Origin of the sequence: Mucilaginibacter gossypiicola (assembly GCF_900110105.1) — a bacterium.
GTDB lineage: Bacteria > Bacteroidota > Bacteroidia > Sphingobacteriales > Sphingobacteriaceae > Mucilaginibacter > Mucilaginibacter gossypiicola.
The window spans coordinates 102138-122603 of record NZ_FOCL01000007.1; the positions used below are offsets into that span (position 1 = coordinate 102138).

Genomic DNA, 20466 nt, shown 5'->3' on the forward strand with positions numbered 1-20466 from the left:
GTTTAATAATTTTGGTGCTTAACGTCCGAAATCGAACCAAAGCGTGCCGCTTACCGGTTCACCACTGGCATGATTGGTTTGGCTTTGTGGCCCCATTACTTTAGCCGCCTGAAACTTGGTACCAATTGGGCTTATTGCATTTAAAAACCCGATACTGCCTTCAGGAAAAGCTGGTTCAACGTTATTGTTTTCGAGGGCGGCCTGTTCCCTTGCCGGGTGCAGCATTTGCAGGTAGATATTTTTATCGGTCGTATAAACTGTAAAAGGTGATTCTTTATTTTCGATCACAGCCCAGTTAAGCTCGGCATGATATCCTTTAAATTCGGGGTAACCCCAGGTTTGGCCGGTAATGGTATTGTTATAAGCCTTGTGCCAAACACCAAATTGCTGACCTTTAAGCCTGTTTTTCCAAACACGGTAAGGGCCACGGCCCAGCCACTTCATCCCGGTGATTTTTTCCTCAGGATAGTTAAATGTGATGCCCATAAAATCGGCATCGCCTTTTTGGGTATATTGATATTCCAGTTTTGCAGGCTGGCCCGGGGTGAAAGTCCATTTTACATGGAGGGTAGCGTCGCCATCATAATCGGCTTCAACAATATGCCCGCCTTTAATGGCCTTATTGGTAAACAGCTTTAATGATGTATTTACACCCGCCAAAATAGGACCGCCCGATAAGGAAATAGTGCCCGATGGCTTAATTACTTTTTGAATATAGCCGGTAGTTTTATCGAAATAATAAGTGATACCATCACACACAACCTGGAGTTGCTGATCAGTTTCATTGATTTTTATTGGTGATTTAACAGGGGAAGAGACAATTTTGTTAATAACAGCAGGTGCTTTTAATGCCCAGCTCCAGGTAAAGATCTCTTTTTTATCAGCTCCATAGGCAGTAAGATACAGCGCATCACTTTTGGCCCACGATGCTGGCAGATTAAAATTGAGCACACCTTTTTCGCCGGGTTTAAGATCAAACTTTGCCATTGAACCGGCAGCGCTTACAATTGCAGCAGTTGTTTTGGCACTGGCCGGTGGAAATTTAACCAGCTGCCATTTAAAGGTACATTGGTTAAGATTAGTGAAGCTATACCTGTTTTCAACCGGTATTTTTCCGTTAAAAGTTTTATCAACAGGTTGCGGATCAATATACACCGGCGCCCAAATCTCTTTAATGGCATAAAAACTGCCTTCTTTTTCGCGGTGCGGGCCTACAATACCATCGGGGGCGTGGTTGCCATCAGCATCATAGGTGTTGTTTTTATCGGTACGGATAACTGCTTCATCCAAAAACGCCCATATAAAGCCGCCTGCTCCATGGGGATGTTTCACCATTTGTGCCCAGAAATCATCGAGCGCGGCACCTGCACCGCCGTCATACAAACCGTGCATAAACTCGGTAGGGAAAAATACTTCCTGCCCCTTTGCGGCAGCATTAACCATATAATTATAGTCAGGATAATGCTTGGTATCGGTACCGTTAAACTTTTCCCAGGGATGGATCACCGTACGCTTTTGCGGATCATACAGGCCATAATCATTATCCAACGCCCTATTAAAGCCGCCTTCATTACCATTATCCCAAAACAGGATAGCCGGGTGGTTTACATCGCGTAGCACCAGTTCTTTAACCAGTTTATGGCCGGTTTCTGTATCATAATTGGCTTGCCAGCCGGTGAGCTCATCAAGCACATAAATACCCAGGGAATCGCAAACGTCTAAAAAATCGGCATCGGGAGGGTAGTGCGACATGCGTACCGCGTTCATGTTCATCTGCTTCATCAGCTTAACATCCATCAATTGAATCTCATGACTCAGCGTACGACCGGTTTCGGGCCAAAAACTATGGCGATCGCTGCCTTTCATCACGATTTTTGCGCCGTTTACATACAATCCATCATTAACCCTCAGCTCAACCGTGCGGAAACCAAATTTTTGCTTAATGCTATGTATAACGCCCTGCTTATTTTTGATCGCTACGATAACCTGGTACAGATTAGGGAACTCGGCGCTCCACAATAAGGGCTTATTAAAATTCGATTTTAGTTCGAGAGGCTCGGCAGTAGTATTCGTTTTTATGCTGAATGGCTGGCCTACTTTTTCACCGTTTAGCTTTTGTACTTGTGCCTCAATGGTTTCATCGCCTTTTAAATTCTGCGGGTATACGTCGGCCTGAAAGGAGCCGTCGGCTTTGGCATTTATGGCGAGCCTTTCAATAAAAGTTTCGGGTACAATTTCCAGATACACCGGGCGGTAAATCCCCCCGAAAACCCAAAAATCGCTGTTGCGGCGTTCAGCATCGTTTACCGATTCATTTGCCGATGTTTTAGCAACAGTAACTTCGAGGAGGTTTTGGGCGTTTGGTTTTATTAAGCCGGTTATATCATATTTGAAACGATAAAAGCTGCCCTGGTGTACCGGGCCAGCCTGTTTGCCGTTCACCGTTACTTTGGTATCAGTCATGGAGCCTTCAAAAACGATGAACACCTTTTTGTTTTGCCAGTTGCCGGCGGTAAATTCATGCTTGTATAAACCCTGCTCGTTAGCCTTAACTTTATCATGTCCGTAATTGTAGGTGCCGAAGCCTTGTAATTCCCAGTTAGATGGAACCGGGATATTTGTCCACTGACCGCTCTTACGCCCATCGGTACAAAAGAAATCCCATTGTACAGTATGGTCTTTATCTGTACCCGAAAGGTATTTAATGATGGTTTGTTGTCCTGATGCTTTGAAGCAAAAAACGATGAACAATAGTTGCAGAAGTGCTTTTTTCATTACTGGTTATTTGTGCCCGTTGCGAAGGCTGGTGGTAAAATGTTAATTGGTTGTACTACAGGAGTATTTAAGTTTGTTAACAAGATTACTCAACCTTAAACTGCAAAAAAAGAATATGCCCAATTAAAACTATGCAATCGTTTCCGGAAGGATGATTAGCATTAAAAGCTCATAAACCGTGTTCATTGCATCATACTTCATATGACGTAATTAAAACGTGGGTGTCATGCTGAGCCTGTCGAAGCATGGTGGGTAGGGCCTCTGCGCGCGACCCTTCGACAAGCTCAGGGTGACAAGCCGCCCGCCAAATGTTATATTCCCTTCACAGGCTGTGGTTTTTGCTTACTCACTATGGTGTTTTTTTAATAAAATCCTAATCGGGTAAAGACTTACGAAGTTTTTAAAACTTCGTAAGTCTGGATAGTAAATTACTTCTTGCCCAACAACTGAATCTGGTAACTAAACGATGTAGGTTTTGCGTAAACCCTGTATTGCTCTAATGGTTTAGGGCCGCAACCGTTTGATCCGACACCTAAAGTTTCGTGGCTGATGCACAATACGGTGCCTTTGCTTTTAGGCAAATCTATTTTGTATTCAACATCGGTCATTTCTTCGTCGCTATAAGGTAACGCTGTTACCTGGAATAGTTCATCGGCTTTTTTTACCGCAATGCCCGAACCTTTGGCTGTAAATATCTTAGCCCAGCGTACATCCTCGTGATTGCCGCAGTCCATCGGCTTTTCGTACGGTGTCATTTGTTGAGCTATTGTGCTGGTGTAATGGCCAATATCAAAGCCGCTTTTCCTGTCGGCATAATTCTCCATCGGCCCGCGACCAAAATATTCAAACTGATTAACGTCCTGTTTCAGGAACAGGCGCACGCCTAAACGGCCAAGCACTATTTTATCACTACCATTAAAGCTCACACTGTTATCAACTTTAATATTTCCATTTCCATCAATGGTGTAAACGGCCTGGTGATGAACAGCAAAATCATGTTTGCCTGTACCGGTTAGGCTTGCTTTTATCTCTACATTGCCGTTGGTAAGTTGGGTGGCTTTTACATCATCGGTTTTCCATGCCAATTCTTTTATGCCATATTTAACCCAATAATCATCATAAGCCCACATGTCATCCTTGCGGTGAGGCGCGCGCCATAAGTGCAGCATCGGGCCGCCATTATCCTGCAAAACATTTTCGCCGTCTTTTTCCATTTTGCTGAAAGTACCTCTGGTTATATCAAATTCCAGTGCAAAACCAGCCCCTTTTACTTTGATCTTATTATCCTCGTTTGATAAGCTTAATTTACCTGTTGCAACCGGTTCTTTGGCCGCAGGTATGGCTATAGGGAGCTCCAACTGCTGGGCAGCCACCTCATATCCTTTTTTGGCCCACATGTTATCAGCAGCCTGATCAAATGAAACCCTCAGGAAATATTCTGCCCCTGGTTTAGGAGTAACTGTGTACGGGATTTTTACATCCTGTTCTTCGCCTGGTTTAATTTCTTTTAATGGCAGGTTACCTGAAGATATGATTGAGCCGTTTTCGCTCACCGTCCATTTGGCAGTAAAGCTATTAAGGGTGATGAATTGGTAGCGGTTTTTAATGGTAACAATGCCGTTTTTCAGATCTTTAGCATGTATGCTGATCCACTGGTAGGCATGTTTCAACTCAGGGTAGTGTGGTTTCAATGAACGATCAGAGAACACAACGCCTTTATGGATAAAGTACTGATCGTTAGGGTACTCGCCAAAACCACCGCCGAAAGCAGTTATAGGGTGTTTAGGATCACGGTTGTTATAGATTCCCTGATCCTGCCACTCCCAGATAGCGCCGCCTAATAATTGCGGATATTTATCAAACAGATCGTTGTAAATATCTACCGAGCCCATGGAGTTGAACATGGCGTGCGCGTATTCGCACAGATAAAATGGCTTGGTTAAAGTGTTGTCGTTTGCATGTTTTTCAAGGTTTTCAACATCGGTATACATTTCGCTGTCCATATCGGCAGGATTATTTTTACCGATACCGAAACCCTGGTAGTGTGTAGGGCGGGTAGTATCAATATCTTTAATTACTTTCAGGATAGCCCTGAAGTTTGATCCGCCGCTGCCGCATTCGTTACCTAAACTCCAGATAATAACCGATGGATGATTCTTGAAATTCTCCACGTTGGCAACATTCCTGTCAATCAGGGCAGCTTTGATCCTTGGTTCTTCATTAAACTCATCCCAGGCACCATGGTTCTCTAAGTTAGCTTCCGCTACAAGGTAAATGCCATACTGGTCGCACAGTTCATACCAGCGCGGATCATCAGAATAGTGGCAGGTACGCACGTGGTTACAGTTGGCTTGTTTGATGAGTACAATATCCCTGATCATTTGCTCTTCGGTAACCGCGTGACCATCATTAGGCCAGTTTTCGTGACGGTTTACACCTTTTAGCTTAATTGGTACGCCATTAACCAGGAACAAGCGGCCTTTAATTTCAGTGCTTCTGAAACCTGTGCGGGATGACAGGGTTTCAACGGTGTTAGCGCCATCATTGATTTTAACTACAGTTGTGTAAAGCTTAGGCGTTTCTGCCGTCCATTTTTGTGGGTTGTTTACGTGGAAGCTGGTTTCAACAACAACCTCTTCGCCCGGCTTCAGGGCAGGGATAGCCTTTTTTACAGTTGCTCCCGGAACCGGTACACTGCCATTGTATAAAGCTACATCCAGTACACGGGCTTTAACAGCAGCAGTACCGTAGTTTTTTACCTTGGTTGATACTACTACATCTGCATTTTTATACTGTTTATCCAGATTGGTTTTAACGAAGTAATCCCTGATATGCTCCTGGGGGCTGCTCCATAAGGTTACGTTTCTGAAAATGCCGCTTAAGCGCCACATATCCTGATCTTCCAGGTAACTGCCGGTAGTAAAGCGGTAAACTTCTACAGCCAAAGTGTTTTTACCTGGTTTGATGTATTTGGTAAGGTCAAATTCGGTAGCATTACGGCTGTTTACGCTGTAACCTACTTTTTTGCCGTTCACCCATATAAAGAAACCGGCATCAACACCATCAAAAGTGATAAAAATGCGGCGTCCGCTCCATTCGGCAGGCACCATGAAATCACGGCGATAGCTGCCCACGGGGTTTCGCTCTTTATACGCGGTATATTTTTCGGGCGGGGTGCTCATTACCCTCGGAAAATCTTTCTGAAAGATATAGGTAAAATTGCTGTAATAGGGAGTGCCATAACCTTCAACCTGCCAGTTGGATGGCACTTTAATATCCTTCCATTTAGATACATCATAATCGGGTTTGTAAAAATTAACCGGACGTTTCTGCGGCCAGTCTACCCAGTTAAATTTCCAAAGCCCGTTCAGGCTGCGGCTAAATGATGACGCATGACGATTGCCGGTTAAGGCCTCCTTTAACGATGCATAAGGCATTAGCGTGGCATGGCTGGCTTCTTTATTGATGCCGATGTTTTCAGGATCTTCAATTTCTTTGGGAACAGAAGCTGTATCCGTTGCGGATAGCCTGCTTCCGGCAGGAGCCTGGAAACCGAAGCTTACCTGGCAACAGGAAACAAGGCTTAGCGTTAATAGAACAATAGTTTTTTTAGAGAAAAGGGTTTTACTCATAGATATTTATAATTTGAAATTTTGGGGCGATTGATAATTGTACGTTTCAGATACAAATAAATGTAAAATTTACAGCTGTAAATTGTCATACTGTACATTTTTATTTGCATAATGTACCTCAAGCACGCTAAAACAACCGATAATGCATTTTTGATTTATTGGGCGTTGTTTCTAAATAATAGACGTCCGTACAATAAGCATTACATTTTTATTATCTGAAAAGTTCTTTTAGCAGTTGTTTAGCATATCCGGAAAAAAACACGGCCCCGGGTTAACGGGGCCGTGAACCAATTAATAAACCGGATTATGAAATTAATTATATCCCGGGTTTTGTGTGAGCTTAGGACTTTGGTTTATAACACTGAGAGGTATCGGTAACCAGTTCATATGCTCGGAAAAGGAGTTTTTAAATATTGGTACGGGCGTATAAATTAGTTTACCCCCGGCACCTGTGGTGATCTTCATGCCGTATTCTTGCTCCAATAAAACGGCAGGCCCTTTTGCGGTAATATCCCACCGCCTGATATCGAACCAGCGCTTGTCTTCAAAAACAAACTCTATTCGCCGCTCGCGCCTGATAGCCTCGCGCATCTGATCTTTGGTTAAACCCGCAACAAGTGCCGGTAATGCCGAGCCTGCACGTTGCCTAACCTGGTTCACCGCCGCGTATACAGAAGCATCGGGCCCGGCAGCTTCATTTTGTGCTTCGGCATAACTCAGCAACACCTCGGCATACCTGAAGAATATGTAGTTTGAAGTACCCTGGGTAGTATTTAAACTCGTTTGGCCCCGAATGGATTCATCAAGCGTTTTTTTACCGTTATAACCGGTGTTTGAAATATCACTTGATGAACTTAGGTCGATCTCATTGTTGCCGCCGATCCGGGATTTGAAAATATCGCCCTGCCAGGTTGAGCCATCATATACAATAGATTGGTAAAACCTTGGTTCGCGGTGTACGTAAGGGTTTTGCGGATCATAGCCCGATGAAGGATCGGTTATAGGTTTGCCGTTGTCCATTTCGTATTCATCAATCAGGTTTTGCGTAGGTGCCAGGTTACCCCATGCTTGCTGCCCGCCATTAACAATAACCGGCCCCAGGATACCCTCGCGTTTGTGGCCCCTGTTTGGTGCTGCATAACCCCTTGCAAAGATGGTTTCTTTATTCCAGTTGTTGGCTGAGAGAAACTGGCCCGCATAGTCGGGAAATAAGTTATATTGCCCAAGGGTAATAACCTGTTGGTTGGTGGCAGCAGCTTTTGCCCATTTGGCGGCATCACCGGCTGGATTACTAAGCGGACTTGCCGCAAAAAGCTCTACCCATCCCTTTAAAGTTAAAGCAGCGCCTTTTGTGGCCCGGCCATTCTCTGAAGTAACCGGTAAGGCTGCAGCCGCGGCATCACAATCTGCTTCAATAAAAGCAAGTGTTTGCTCCGCTGTGCTTCGCGCAGTGAACAGATCGTCTCCAGTTCTGTTATCCAGCGGCACAGTAATAATCGGGACACCTCCGTAATTGGTATACAGTAAGGAATAAAAAAATGCCCTGAGATAAGTTACTTCGCCTACGCGTTTGGTGTACCATGCATCTGAATATTTTGCCTTGTTTTTGGCTGCTAACTGAAGAAAAATATTGCATTTTCTTATTTTATCATAATTGCCTAAGCTACTCTGATCGCTTGGGTTTGTTGATCTCCAACGCCATGCTCCGGCGGGGCCATCGATTGAATTGCTGGGGTTCAAAGCATTTGCCCTGATCACCGATTGACCGGTTTCCCACGAAGCACCACACGCGCTATTATCAGTGTATTGATCTGATGCCTGTGTTTCATTATTCAGATCGGGTAACTGGCTATATATATCATTAACAAAAAGATCGGCATTGGCTTCTGATGCAAATGCTGTTTCATCTGTTAAAAATCCTTTTGGGGGTACATCTAACGCATTTTTTTTACAGGCGCTTACACTTACAATCAGCAAAGCGAGAAAAATGACGTGTCCCTTTTTTAAATATGTTGATTTCATCTCGTTATATTTTAAAATGTTGCATTAACTCCTATTGAAAGCACACGCTGTTGGAAATAATTTTCATTGTTTCCGCTGTTTTCAGGGTCAATAGTTTCTTTTACTGATGGTGTCCAGGTAAACACGTTTTGGCCGGCAGCATAAACCCTTAACGAACGCATGGCTTTACCAAGCAGCCTGCTTGAAAAAGTATAACCCAATTCAAAGCTTCTTAAGCGTAGATACGAGTTATTCCTGATCCACCAGCTTGATGATTGCGTGTTATTTGATTTAGGTGTGCCATAAAGACGCGGGTACAAGGCATCTGTATTTGAAGGGGTCCAATGGTCTTTATAAGTAAGTTCGGTTGCCGAACCCGATGCCTGGAAAGGCCATACGAAGTAGTTGTTAAGCTGGATGTTACTGTTGCCCGATCCCTGGATTAACAGGTCTACATCAAAGTTTTTATAAGTAAGGCGCGGTTCCAAACCATAAATAATTTCCGGAGTATTCGGGTGACCGATCACGGTTTGGTCGTTGCCATTTATTTTGCCGTCGCCGTTCAAATCGGCATATCTTAAATCGCCGGGGCGTACATCACCAAACTGCGGAACAGGAATACCCGCTTTTAGCGTCTTTCCGTCAGCCTGAAAATCGGCAGGTGTGAAGTAACCCAATGCCTGTAAGCCAAATTGAGTGCCATTAGGCCTGCCGGTACGGCGGGTGTTTGGGTTGGCGTAAGTTCCTGCATCTTCATAAACCTTAACCAGTTTGTTGCGTGCAAATGTGAAGGTCCCTTTAATATCCAGGCGTAAATCTTTACTGAAGCTTTTTGAGCTCGTAATGGTTACATCAATACCATGGTTTTGCATATTGGCGCCATTTACTAACCCTAAACCAACGCCGTATTCGGGTGGAAGTGATGCCGCAATCTGAGCCAACAGGTTTGAACGTTTTTCTGAAAAGTAATCAACCTCAAAACCCAATGCGCCATTCCATAAAGTAGCCTCTAAACCAACGTCGATCTTTGTCGCTTTTTCCCAGGTAATATCAGGGTTCCCCTGCAAGCCTTCGTAAACGCCCTGCGTAGTGGTATTGTTCAAAACAGCCGAACTTGACGAAATTTTGTAAGGACTTAGATATTGATAGGTAAGGATATTACCGCCACTTGCCGGATAAGCACCGGATTGGCCCCATGAACCCCTAAGCTTTAGGTTATCGATCCAATCAAAATTATTTTTGATGAATTTCTCTTCAGAAATACGCCATCCGGCAGAGAATGCCGGGAAGAAGCCCCAACGATGATCAGGCGCAAAAAGGTAACTGCCGTCATACCTGCCCGTTGCTTCGAACAGGTATTTTTTATCATAGGCATACCCTAAACGGTAAACATAGCCTATCTGCTTTTGCCCGTCGGAATGTCCCGAGTTGGTAGCATCAGAAGGGGCGGGGCCGCCAAAATCAAGCTCATCGATATCAAGGTTGTAATTGATCTTTTTGGCCGAAAAGGTTTTGTATTTCACCGTGCGGTTTTCAACTACCAATAAGCCGGTGATATCGTTTTTACCAAATGAACCTGAGTAATTCAATAATCCCTGTGCAGTTATAGAATGCGTTTGGTTGTAAGTTTCTGAAAAAGTTGGGTACTGGCTACCTTGTATGCTTTGTACAAAAGTGTATGGTTTTTTATTTTTATCGGCTACGCTGTAAAAGGGGATAGGTGTGCGGTACGAACGTTGAAACGATGTTTGGGTATTAAATAACGGCTCCGGCCCACTATCGTAGCTGATAACGCCTTTAATACTTAAACCTTTAACAGGCAGTTTTTGATCGATAGATAGCTGCGACAATAAAGCCGAGTTTTCGTTAATATCATAACCACTATGGTAAATTTCACCTACCAGTGACTGGCCAATGTAACCGCCCCATAAACCATTGGTGAAATAAACCGGAGTGTAAGGTGCCGTTCTTTCGGCCTGGTCTAAAATACTTCCTGCGCCGGTACCGGGGTAGTGCCCATCCTCCACATAGCTGTTTACCGAAAAGTTTACTGTAGTGCTTTTAGTTGCGTTGGCTGTTAGGTTTAACGATCCGTTGTATTTGTTGAGATAAGTGGTGCTCCACATACCATCCTGGTGGGTATATCCAACCGATGCAAAATACCTGATATCGTCACTACCGCCCGACAGTGTGATGTTATGAGCTGTAATCAGGCGGTTTTTTAGGATAATATCATGCAGCGGATCGCTGTCACCATGTACATCCAGATCTGAATGATCCTTATATTTTTGCAGGTCATCATCGGTAGCAAAAGGAACATATTGGGTACCTGCATCAGCTGCGTCATTGGCGTTGGCCTCGTTACGCATCAGCGCGTACTGGTATGAATTAGTATATTGTGGTATAAAAGTTGGATTTTGAAAACCAACATAACCATTATAAGTTAAGCTGGCTTTTCCTGAACGGCCCTGTTTGGTGGTTACCAAAATTACACCGTTTGCACCCGCTACACCATAGGGCGCAACTGCAGCCGCGTCTTTTAATACCGTGAAGCTGGCTATTGTATTAGGGTCCAGGCGACTAAAATCCCGCGGAACTCCATCAACAATGAGCAGGGCCGCCGAACGGTTAAATGACCCCTGTCCCCTGATTTGAATGTTGGATGCATCAAAGCCAGGCTCGCCGCTGCCTTGCGTTACAATCAGGCCCGAAGCACGCCCCACCAGGCTGTTTGTTAAATTAACAACCGGTTTTTGCGCTATTTCGGTAGTGTTAATGGTTGAAACGGCGGCGGTAGATGAGGTTTTTTTCTGAGCACCGTAACCAACAACTATCACCTCGTTGAGGTTTTTTGCTGCCGGCTGCAGCCTTACATGTAACACGGCCTGGCCGTCAACGGGCACATCAAGCGAGTCGTAACCAAGGTATGTAAACACCAGTACAGCGTTGTCTGCTGCCTGTATTGTGAAGTTACCGTTGATATCGGTAACAGTACCGCCTGTAGATCCTTTGATCTTTACGGAAACCCCGGGGATTGTTTGACCTGTTACCCGGTCAATAACCTGGCCTTTTACAGTGGATGCGTTTTCTTTATTGCCCTTAGCAGCGCCTGCAATTTTATAGGCCGAGCTTTTTACAGGAGCAGCGGAGCTGAAACCTGAAACAAATAAGAGGACTATGCCGCCCAGGTAAAACCGGGACTTGCTAATGTTAAGATACTTTTTAAGTAAAGTCTTTTTCATAATTAAACTTTTAGTTGCACATAATGAGAGGTTGATTTGAATTGGTTAAAAGTTGATGTCTGGTTTTTACTTTCATTGGTTTTTTGAGGGTTATTGGATGGTTTAATTGCTGGTTTAAATAGTGCACTATCAAATCCATGCGTTGCCCACAAACACGTGTTGTGGCTTGCATTGATTTGAATATTTGTTTGTTGCGTTAATTGGTGGCAACAAATAACTTGTTTAATCAGGGGCGGGAGGTTACCAAATCATGCATATTTATTGGCAGAAAGTGCATTTATTAATAATCAGATAAAGTAGGGCCGACAGGGGGACAGCTGTTTGAAATTGCAAAAAATGAAGATTGGGCGGGTTACGGCAAACGAAAAGTGTCGACAGATAGGTTAAAAAAGCCAATTGTCAAATTGTACATTTTTATTGTCAAATTGTGCATTTTGAATTGAGGATATTATATTATCCGGTATAGAAAATTCATTTTTGTTATAGCGTAGCGTATAATGTTTAAACCAATGCTTTAAGCGGGGATTTGTGCATGCTATGGTAAACCAATTTTAAAACTGATATATACTATTTAGAGTAACCGCTATTCACTTAAGCCGGATAAATATTCTTTGCAGTATTTTTAAATCCAAAACCGATAGCAATATAAATGAGCATCAAAAACCTCTTTGGGTTAAATAAAGGCCTAAACGCAAAAGCGCTATATGTCTTTATTTTTTTTAACTGTATAGTTACATCTATTGCCTGTGCCCAACCATATCCTTATAAATTCAATTATCTGACGGTGGATGAGGGCTTGTCACACACGGATGCCAATTATATTGTGCAGGATAAGCAGGGGTATATATGGGTGGCCACCTTTTTTGGCCTTGACCGGTACGACGGTTACTCGGTTAAGAAGTTTTATAACAGCAATGTTCCACTCAATAATGCCTTTAAAAACAGGCTGATTTCCCTTTATCCTGATGATCAGGACAATATTTGGCTAAGTACTGAGGGCGGCTTGCAGTGTTTTAATACCCGGCAGGAAAAATATACCGATTTTACTGAAACTACGGGTTCAAGAACAAGTTTTGAAAAGGTAATTAAACCATCCGGCGATTTTCTGTATGTGTTTACAGGAAGCCAGTTTAAGCTATTCAAGGTTAAGGGAAATAAGATTGAGCCGCAAAAATTAAACATGCCTGCCGGTATCCGCGTTACAGATATTACAGCTGATAAATCTGGAACCCTTTATTTATCAGGCAATATGGGCATCTGGCTGCTTGATAAAAAACAGGTGCTGCATAAGATTGATATTAAAGGACTTGCTACGCAGGAGCTTTCACATGTGTTTATTGACAATGTTGGAAACCTGATGGTTTCGGCTAAAAATGAGTTATTGCTGATAAACGAGCAACGCGGTGTGTTTACAGCAGGCAGCCGGTTTGTGTGTACCGGTTATTCAGATATAAAGGGAGTGGTTCGCAGCAGCCGCGGAGATTATTGGATAAATGTACCAAGTGCAGTTCTGCGGCTCGACAATCAGCTCAGGTTTATCCAGGTGGTAAATGATAAAAGCTCTCCTCATGGCTTAAACTCAAACTCGCTGAGTAAGATCTTTATTGATCGTACAGATTGCCTGTGGATCTGCACTTTTGGAGGCGGTGTTAACTATTGTGATTTAAACGAAAAGCTTTTTTACACCCTTCAACATAATCCGGAAATAGCTAACTCATTGGCCGGTAATCATATTCGATCCGTATTGGCCAGTGGCGACGATATCTGGATTGGTACCACTGCCAACGGATTGAACCGGTACAATTTAAAAACACAGAGATTCACCTATTATAATACCTACAATTCTTCGGTAAGGATAAAAAATGATGCTGTAACTGCTTTAACGTTTGACAATGACCATAACCTATGGATTGGCAGCTCCAGCGGCATCGATATCCTGAAACCGGACGGGACCCTATGGAAACCGGCCGGATCGGAACTTTTCCCAACTCATGTTGTGGATTGCTTTGCCCGGGACTATTATGGTAATATTTGGTTCGGCAATCATCAGGATCATTTGGGGGTGATTTTGAAAGATGCACAAAACCGTTACCGGATAAAATATTACGGTGAAGGTTATTTTATTTTTGCCGATAAAAACCGGCCGCAATTGCTTGTTTCAAGTATCCATGGTTTAAAACGGATGATCATTGACAAGGAGGGGAATATCGTTAAAAGTTTCTCTTATAACGCGTCATCCTCAAATCCCAACTCGTTAAGTTCAGATTATACTTATCCTATAGATAAACAAAACGACAGTACCTACTGGGTAGGCACCATTGGCGGCGGTTTGAATAAGTTAGTACTACATGAAAAAAACGATTCATATGCCATCAGCACCTATGCAGGTAGTTATGGGATTTTTAACGATGTTGAAAGCCTTGAAATAGATCATGCCGGAAATATTTGGATGGGTGGTAACGGTTTGGAATGTTTTAATCCGGCCACCGGTAAACTGATCCGCTATGACAAAAACGACGGACTTCAGGGCAACAGTTTTAAAGTGGGCGCATCCTATAAAGGAGACGACGGGCGATTATACTTTGGCGGGATAAAAGGGCTGAATTATTTTTATCCCGATCAGATCAAAGCTAATAAAATAACCGCGCGGCCTGTTTTTACCGATATACTGATCAATAATCTGCGGCCGGTTTACACCAACCCCGATTCAACAAAAAATGCAATCCCGCAGGCTATTGGTTATTGTAATCAGTTAACGCTTAATTACCTGCAAAATAATTTCGTTATTGCATTTTCATCTATGCATTTTGCCAATCCTTTAAAATGCAAATACCGCTACAAGCTTAACGGTTTTGATAAGGATTGGAAATATACCGATGGGAAAAATCCCACCGCAGCCTATAGCAACCTCGATTATGCCAGTTATAAATTTGTGGTTGAGGCCACTAACAACGATGGTATCTGGAGTGAAAGTAAAGCAGCAATGACTATTACGGTAATTCCGCCATGGTGGAAATCGGGTTTTGCCAAATTGATTTACTTCATACTGTTTCTGTCGGGCTTAGCGGGTATTTATATTTACCAGGCCAGGTGGTACCGGCTTAAACGGGAAATGGAGGTGCGTGCCATTAATGAAAACAAACGTGAAGAAATGCACCAGCAGCGCGAAGAACTTTATCAGCAGCAGTTGATGTTTTTTACCAATGTTTCGCATGAGTTCCGTACACCTTTGACGTTAATACTCGGCCCGCTCGAAAGCCTCATTGGGCAAAATAAAAACCCTGCGCTTGATTATTCGTACCAATTGATGTACCGGAACGCTAAGCGGTTAATGAACCTGATTAGTGAACTGATGAACTTTAAAAAAGTAGCAGACAGCATCATTAAGCTCCAGGTTCAGCCGCTGCAGATCAGTCAGTTTTGCAAAGACATAACCTGGGAATTTCAAAATCTTGCCGTTAGTAAAAGCATTATTTTTGAAATTAACGATTATACCGAAGCGCAGATGACAGCTTCAGATCAAGCCCCGTTCGATGTTCAGGTGCTCGAGAAGATCCTTTTTAACCTGTTAAATAATTCATTTAAATATACTAATGCCGGTGGTCAGGTATCTTTCGATGTCTTTTTTGATATAGAACAGTTTAAGCCATCTTTTAATACCGGGTTTGAACTTTTGAATAAGGATCACCGCGCAAAAAAATATGTCTATTTCAGGGTTGCCGATACCGGGATAGGCATTTCCGGCGATTCTATTACCCGAATTTTTGACCGGTATTACCGGATAAGCAAAAATCATTTGGGATCGGGTGTAGGTTTAGCGATGGTTAAAAGTCTCACTCAATTGCACAAAGGGGATATTTATGTTTATAGCGAGCGATATAAGGGAACGGAGATTATTATAGGCATACCATGGGGAGAAGAGAATTACGATGCTGCAGAAAAAGCAGCAGGCGCAGGCGTAGTAGCGCAACTGGAAGTTATTGATAATGCTATGCAGATTCAATTGCCGGACATGGAACCTGCTGAAAATCATCTGCCGGAAAAAAATCGCAAACACCTGCTATTAGTTGAAGACAACCCCGAATTGCGCGCATTTTTAAAACACGCGTTTGAAAAATATTATTTGGTTCACGAAGCCGAAGATGGAAAACAAGGTTTTGAGATTGCTACCGAAAAAATGCCCGACCTGATTATCAGCGACGTAATGATGCCTGGTATGAATGGAATTGAACTTTGTAAATTGCTTAAAGAGCAGTTTGAAACCAGCCATATCCCTTTTGTGATATTATCGGCAAAAGATACCCTGGATACCAAAATTGAAGGAATGGAGTCGGGCGCTGATTTTTATTTTGCTAAGCCATTAAGTATAGATCTGTTGCTGCTAACAGTTAGCAATATATTTGAACAGGCCGAAAAACTGAAACAACGGTATTCCAAAAACTACCTGTCAGAAGCCACAGAACTTGTGCACACGGAAAAGGATAAAGAGTTTTTTCAAAAGCTGATCAACATCATTGAAGATAATATACAGGATTTGAACCTTGATGTTGATTTTTTGTGCAGGCATTTGTTCATTAGCCGTACCAAGCTTTATCAAAAAATTAAGGGAATCTCCGATCAGTCGGTCGGTGAATTTATCCGTACCGTGAGGCTCAAGCGCGCTATCCACATTATGACCCACGAGGATGTGTCAATGAACGAGGTGGCCGATAGGATAGGTCTTCAAAGCAATTCGAACTTTTCAAGGGCATTTAAAAAAGAGTACGGTAAATCGCCGCTGCAATTCATGCAATCGTTGAGGAAAGCTCAGTCATAACGGGTGTCAATTATTAAAAAGGAACATATTGTCAATAAAATTGTATGATTAGCATTGCGCTGAATCAATTTAGCAGGTAACTTGCAGTGCTAACAAAACCTATCAATGAATAAACCAATTAAAATCCTGATCAGCTTAACATTATTGATTTTTTTTACGGTGAACGCGGCAAATGCGCAAACCCAACCGTTGTACACTAAGTATGTAAACACTTTCATAGGTACCGCGCCGCTCAATGATCCTAAGATTCTGGGTTATGAGCTACCTAAAGGATGGCGGTCGTGGGCAGGGCTTACCTTTCCGGGCAGTTCGTTGCCAAATGCTATGGTGCAATTAAGTCCCATTACAGCTTATGGTTCAGGGGCAGGCTACCAATACGAAGACACGGTAATTTATGGCTTTACCCATACCAATAAAGGTCACTGGAATCTGTGTAATATTCCTATTCTGCCGGTATCTAATCCGCAGGGAAACAAATTCGGTTCAAAATTTTCGCATAAAAAAGAAAGCTCGGCACCTGGCTTTTATCAGGTATATCTTGACGATTACCAGGTAAATGTGAGCCTGACCTCGACCCTAAGAAGCGGCTACCATAAATATGAATTTAAAAATAACACCAACCGGCAAATACTTTTTGACCTGGGCAAAGCCAATAGCAGGGTATCAACCTGGCGTATAGAACAGGTGGCCCCGAACGCCGTACAAGGTTTTCAGGGCGGCGAAAACGTTTATTTTTATGCTGAACTAAACACCCAAATAAACAAATTAGAAAAAACAGACGACGGGCTGCGCAGCGGACATGCGATGTTGTATTTAGCCGACGGAGGTACAGCCCCTGTTGAACTTAAAATTGGGCTTTCGTTTGTAAGCGAGAAAAACGCTAAGGAGAACCTGGAGAAAGAGATCGGTAATAGAAGCTTCGATATGATCCGTAGCGAGGCATCGCAAACCTGGGAAAAATTATTATCAACCATACAGGTTAAAGGTGGTACGGAAAAACAAAAACGCATGTTTTATTCCTGTTTGTACCGTTCGTTTTTGTGGCCGGCTTTGCGCAGCGATGTGAACGGCGAATTTACCGATGCCAAAAGAAATGTTGTGAAAACGGGGGCAAGGTACTATACCGAACCATCGTTATGGGATACTTATCGCAATAAAGATGTGCTGCTGGGCTTAATTACGCCCGATGTAACGCTTGATGTTATTAAATCATTAAAAGATGTTGGTGATAAAACCGGCTTTATTCCTACGTTTTTCCACGGTGATCATGGGGCTTCGTCTATAGCAGGGGCCTACCTGAGGGGGATCGATAATTTTGATGTTGAAGGTACTTATAAATTGCTTTTAAGAAACGCCAACGTTGAAGGTGGCCCGCGTCCATATATCACCGAGTATATTCAGAAAGGATATATCTCTGATCCCGATATCGCCAAACCCGAGGTAGAAACCAAAGCCAAAGCTGGTGTTTCAAAAACATTGGAATACTCGTATGATGATTATTCGGTAGCGCAGATAGCCAAAAAATTAGGCGATACCGCCAATTACCGCATTTTAATGGCGCGTTCAAAAAACTATAAAAACATGTTTGATCCCTCTACCCGCTTTATGAGGGGCAGACTGGAAAACGGTGAATGGATTAAGAATTTTGATCCTCAGCATCCATATTACGAATACATGTACCGCGAAGCTAATGCCTGGCAGGTATCCTTTTTTGCACCACATGATATGCCGGGGCTGATTAAGCTTTATGGCGGGCCGAAAGGCTTTGAATCAAAGCTCGATTCGTTATTTACGCTGCCCTGGAACCCTAATTATATTGCCCGTAATGTGGAAACAATGATAGGCCAATACTGCCAGGGTAACCAACCCGATCATGAAGCTCCGTTTGCCTATATTTTTATTAATAAACCGGCAAAATCACAAAAGATAATCGATTATATTTTAAATAACCTGTATGGTATTGGTAATGAGGGTCTGGAACTCAGTGGGATGGATGATGCCGGCGAGATGTCGTCATGGTACGTTTTCAGCGCTTTGGGTTTGTATCCGTTTTCGGCAACCGATCCAAAATACATTGTTACAGCCCCGTTGTTTGATGAAGTGAAATGGACAACCAGTAACGGCAAAACATTAACCATCAGTAAGCCCGGAAAAGGCAGGGGCGTTACCTCAGTTCGGGTAAACGGAAAAATAAATAATGGCTATTTTGTATCTCACGATTTGTTTAAAACAGGTGGTAAAATAACTGTTGTTACTAATTAATAATATCGTTTTAATTATGTAAAAGAGGCCGCATTATTAAAAAATGCGGCCTCTTTATTTTGCCATAAAAAAGAAAAGAAGGCGACGTTAATTAAGCTCCGGATTGCCAATCACCACCAATATGTCAGCACGTAATTTGAATGTGATGTGTTATTTATTTACAATATCAAAACTGCTGAATTGAGCGCTTTCAGTTGCTTTTCCTTTAAAAAACAAGCCTATTCGCTGTGCGCGGTCCCATTGCGGTAAAGCGTCTACCGGGATATTTTTACCGGCATACATTTCTTTCCAATCCTGATCTTTTACACTATAATAGGCTTTGCATGTTCTGTCTGGTGCCATGCTTAGTTTTAATTTTACAGGCGTATCAGAAGTTAATGCTACAGAGTCAATCACATTAAAGCGCCCATCCTTAACTACCCATAATTTAACCTGTTTGCCCGAAGTACCTACCCCCAAAGCGGCGTTGGCATCGCCATAAAATGCCAGGCCTTTAATAGCTTCATTACTATCGGATACAGTTGTAGTCATGTCGAAGTTATCAGATACGGGGCGTACGCCATATATAATACCGGCATTATTTTTTTCGGATACCGTCCCCGATAAACTTAACTTTCCATTACCTTGTTTTACAACAGGAGTGGAGTTATGATAATCATATTGCCAATAGGGTGCGGGCTTATTTGTGGTAAAATTATCATGTATATTAGGAAGAGGGCGGGAGATAGCTACCATTTTCATGGCAGGCCAACTATTATTTTTCGACCACGTAAGTGTTGATAACATACCTTCGCGTCCGGTGAGTGTTTCGCTGCGTTCATTGTAGGCATGACACAGATAATAGTATTGGCCTGCTGCGTTTTTTACAAACGTTCCATGACCACTGCATTTCCAGCCCGGCGCGGGTTTTAGTAATTCTTCGCTTTCATTTTTTTCGTATGGGCCGGCAAAACTGGTAGCTCTTGCTACTTTAATATGGTAGCTGCAACGTATACCACAGCAACCTCCGGCCGAATAAAACAGGTAATAATATTTACCGTGTTTTAATATACTTTGTCCTTCCATGCCTTTGCCCTTGTCATCTTTAAGGAGGGAGAACATTTCTCCTTCGGCTTTCAAGCCATCTGCAGATAGTTTACAAGCCAGGAGCTCGATAGGGCGATTGTCCAGGCCATAAGCTTTAAACGAAATATACAACTGGCCATTGTCATTATAAACAAAGGGGTCGATAGCTTCTTTTCCGTGATCTATGATAATTCCGCGGTCTACAAAGCCATGATCAGGGTAATTTGAGGTTGCTACGCCAATGCAGGATACACGATCTGATTTTCGTCTGGCGGTGTAGTATATGTAGTAGGTTTTATTGATGTGATAATATTCAGGCGCCCAAAATGATCCCGCTGTCCACTCGGGTGCTTTGTCAAAAACATACCCCACCTGTTTCCAGTCTTTCAGGTTGGTTGAATGATAAACTGGGTAATGAGGTGCCCATTCAGATGATGTTCCGGCTGCATAATAACCTTTGGAGGTTGCTATCACCGTAGGGTCCGGAAAATCGCCGGCTATTACAGAGGTAGTAGTTTGGGCGGCGCATTGGTTTACCATACCCCATAGAAGCATGCAGGTTAAAAAGCGAAAGGTTATTAATTTCATTATAAATGGTTTTTGGAACGGCAATATCGTTATTATCCGCTATTAAAGTACTGCTAAACCGATTTTTGTTTTCCGGTAGCGAAAT

General features: G+C 42.9%; 7 protein-coding genes. 2 read left to right on the forward strand and 5 right to left on the reverse strand.

All coding sequences use genetic code 11. The features are described from left to right. Positions 1 to 18: 18 nt before the first annotated feature. The 4 genes from BMX50_RS22270 to BMX50_RS22285 all read right to left on the reverse strand — a co-directional run bounded on the left by BMX50_RS22270 (position 19) and on the right by BMX50_RS22285 (position 11650). On the reverse strand, positions 19 to 2775 hold the full coding sequence (locus BMX50_RS22270; RefSeq protein WP_091214086.1) for a glycoside hydrolase family 2 protein: 2757 nt from the start codon (positions 2773 to 2775) through the stop codon (positions 19 to 21). A 428-nt stretch (positions 2776 to 3203) separates the two neighbouring features. Then, positions 3204 to 6407, reverse strand: a complete 3204-nt coding sequence (locus BMX50_RS22275; RefSeq protein WP_091214089.1) for a glycoside hydrolase family 2 TIM barrel-domain containing protein — start codon at positions 6405 to 6407, stop codon at positions 3204 to 3206. A gap of 312 nt (positions 6408 to 6719) precedes the next feature. After that, positions 6720 to 8429: a RagB/SusD family nutrient uptake outer membrane protein gene (locus tag BMX50_RS22280; protein ID WP_091214094.1), complete on the reverse strand. Its 1710-nt coding sequence runs from the start codon at positions 8427 to 8429 to the stop codon at positions 6720 to 6722. An 11-nt stretch (positions 8430 to 8440) separates the two neighbouring features. Next, the gene (locus BMX50_RS22285; protein ID WP_091214097.1) at positions 8441 to 11650 is read right to left on the reverse strand and encodes a SusC/RagA family TonB-linked outer membrane protein; all 3210 of its coding nucleotides are present in this window, start codon (positions 11648 to 11650) and stop codon (positions 8441 to 8443) included. A gap of 649 nt (positions 11651 to 12299) precedes the next feature. On the opposite strand from BMX50_RS22285, the gene BMX50_RS22290 reads away from it, so the two are divergent. Both BMX50_RS22290 and BMX50_RS22295 read left to right on the forward strand, forming a co-directional pair. Next, positions 12300 to 16466: a response regulator gene (locus tag BMX50_RS22290; RefSeq protein WP_091214101.1), complete on the forward strand. Its 4167-nt coding sequence runs from the start codon at positions 12300 to 12302 to the stop codon at positions 16464 to 16466. Between the two features lie 105 nt (positions 16467 to 16571). Next, a complete protein-coding gene (locus BMX50_RS22295) occupies positions 16572 to 18728 on the forward strand; it encodes a GH92 family glycosyl hydrolase (RefSeq protein ID WP_091214106.1) in 2157 nt (718 codons plus the stop codon). A 150-nt stretch (positions 18729 to 18878) separates the two neighbouring features. Here the strand turns inward: BMX50_RS22295 and BMX50_RS22300 are convergent, their stop codons facing one another. Further along, positions 18879 to 20381, reverse strand: coding sequence for a family 43 glycosylhydrolase (locus tag BMX50_RS22300; protein WP_091214110.1), 1503 nt, complete (start codon positions 20379 to 20381; stop codon positions 18879 to 18881). Between the last annotated feature and the right edge of the window lie 85 nt (positions 20382 to 20466).

Coding starts and splice junctions, on each gene's coding strand:
- BMX50_RS22270 (WP_091214086.1), bottom strand. CDS start 2,775: ATGAAAAAAGCACTTCTGCAACTATTGTTCATCGTTTTTTGCTTCAAA.
- BMX50_RS22275 (WP_091214089.1), bottom strand. CDS start 6,407: ATGAGTAAAACCCTTTTCTCTAAAAAAACTATTGTTCTATTAACGCTA.
- BMX50_RS22280 (WP_091214094.1), bottom strand. CDS start 8,429: ATGAAATCAACATATTTAAAAAAGGGACACGTCATTTTTCTCGCTTTG.
- BMX50_RS22285 (WP_091214097.1), bottom strand. CDS start 11,650: ATGAAAAAGACTTTACTTAAAAAGTATCTTAACATTAGCAAGTCCCGG.
- BMX50_RS22290 (WP_091214101.1), top strand. CDS start 12,300: ATGAGCATCAAAAACCTCTTTGGGTTAAATAAAGGCCTAAACGCAAAA.
- BMX50_RS22295 (WP_091214106.1), top strand. CDS start 16,572: ATGAATAAACCAATTAAAATCCTGATCAGCTTAACATTATTGATTTTT.
- BMX50_RS22300 (WP_091214110.1), bottom strand. CDS start 20,381: ATGAAATTAATAACCTTTCGCTTTTTAACCTGCATGCTTCTATGGGGT.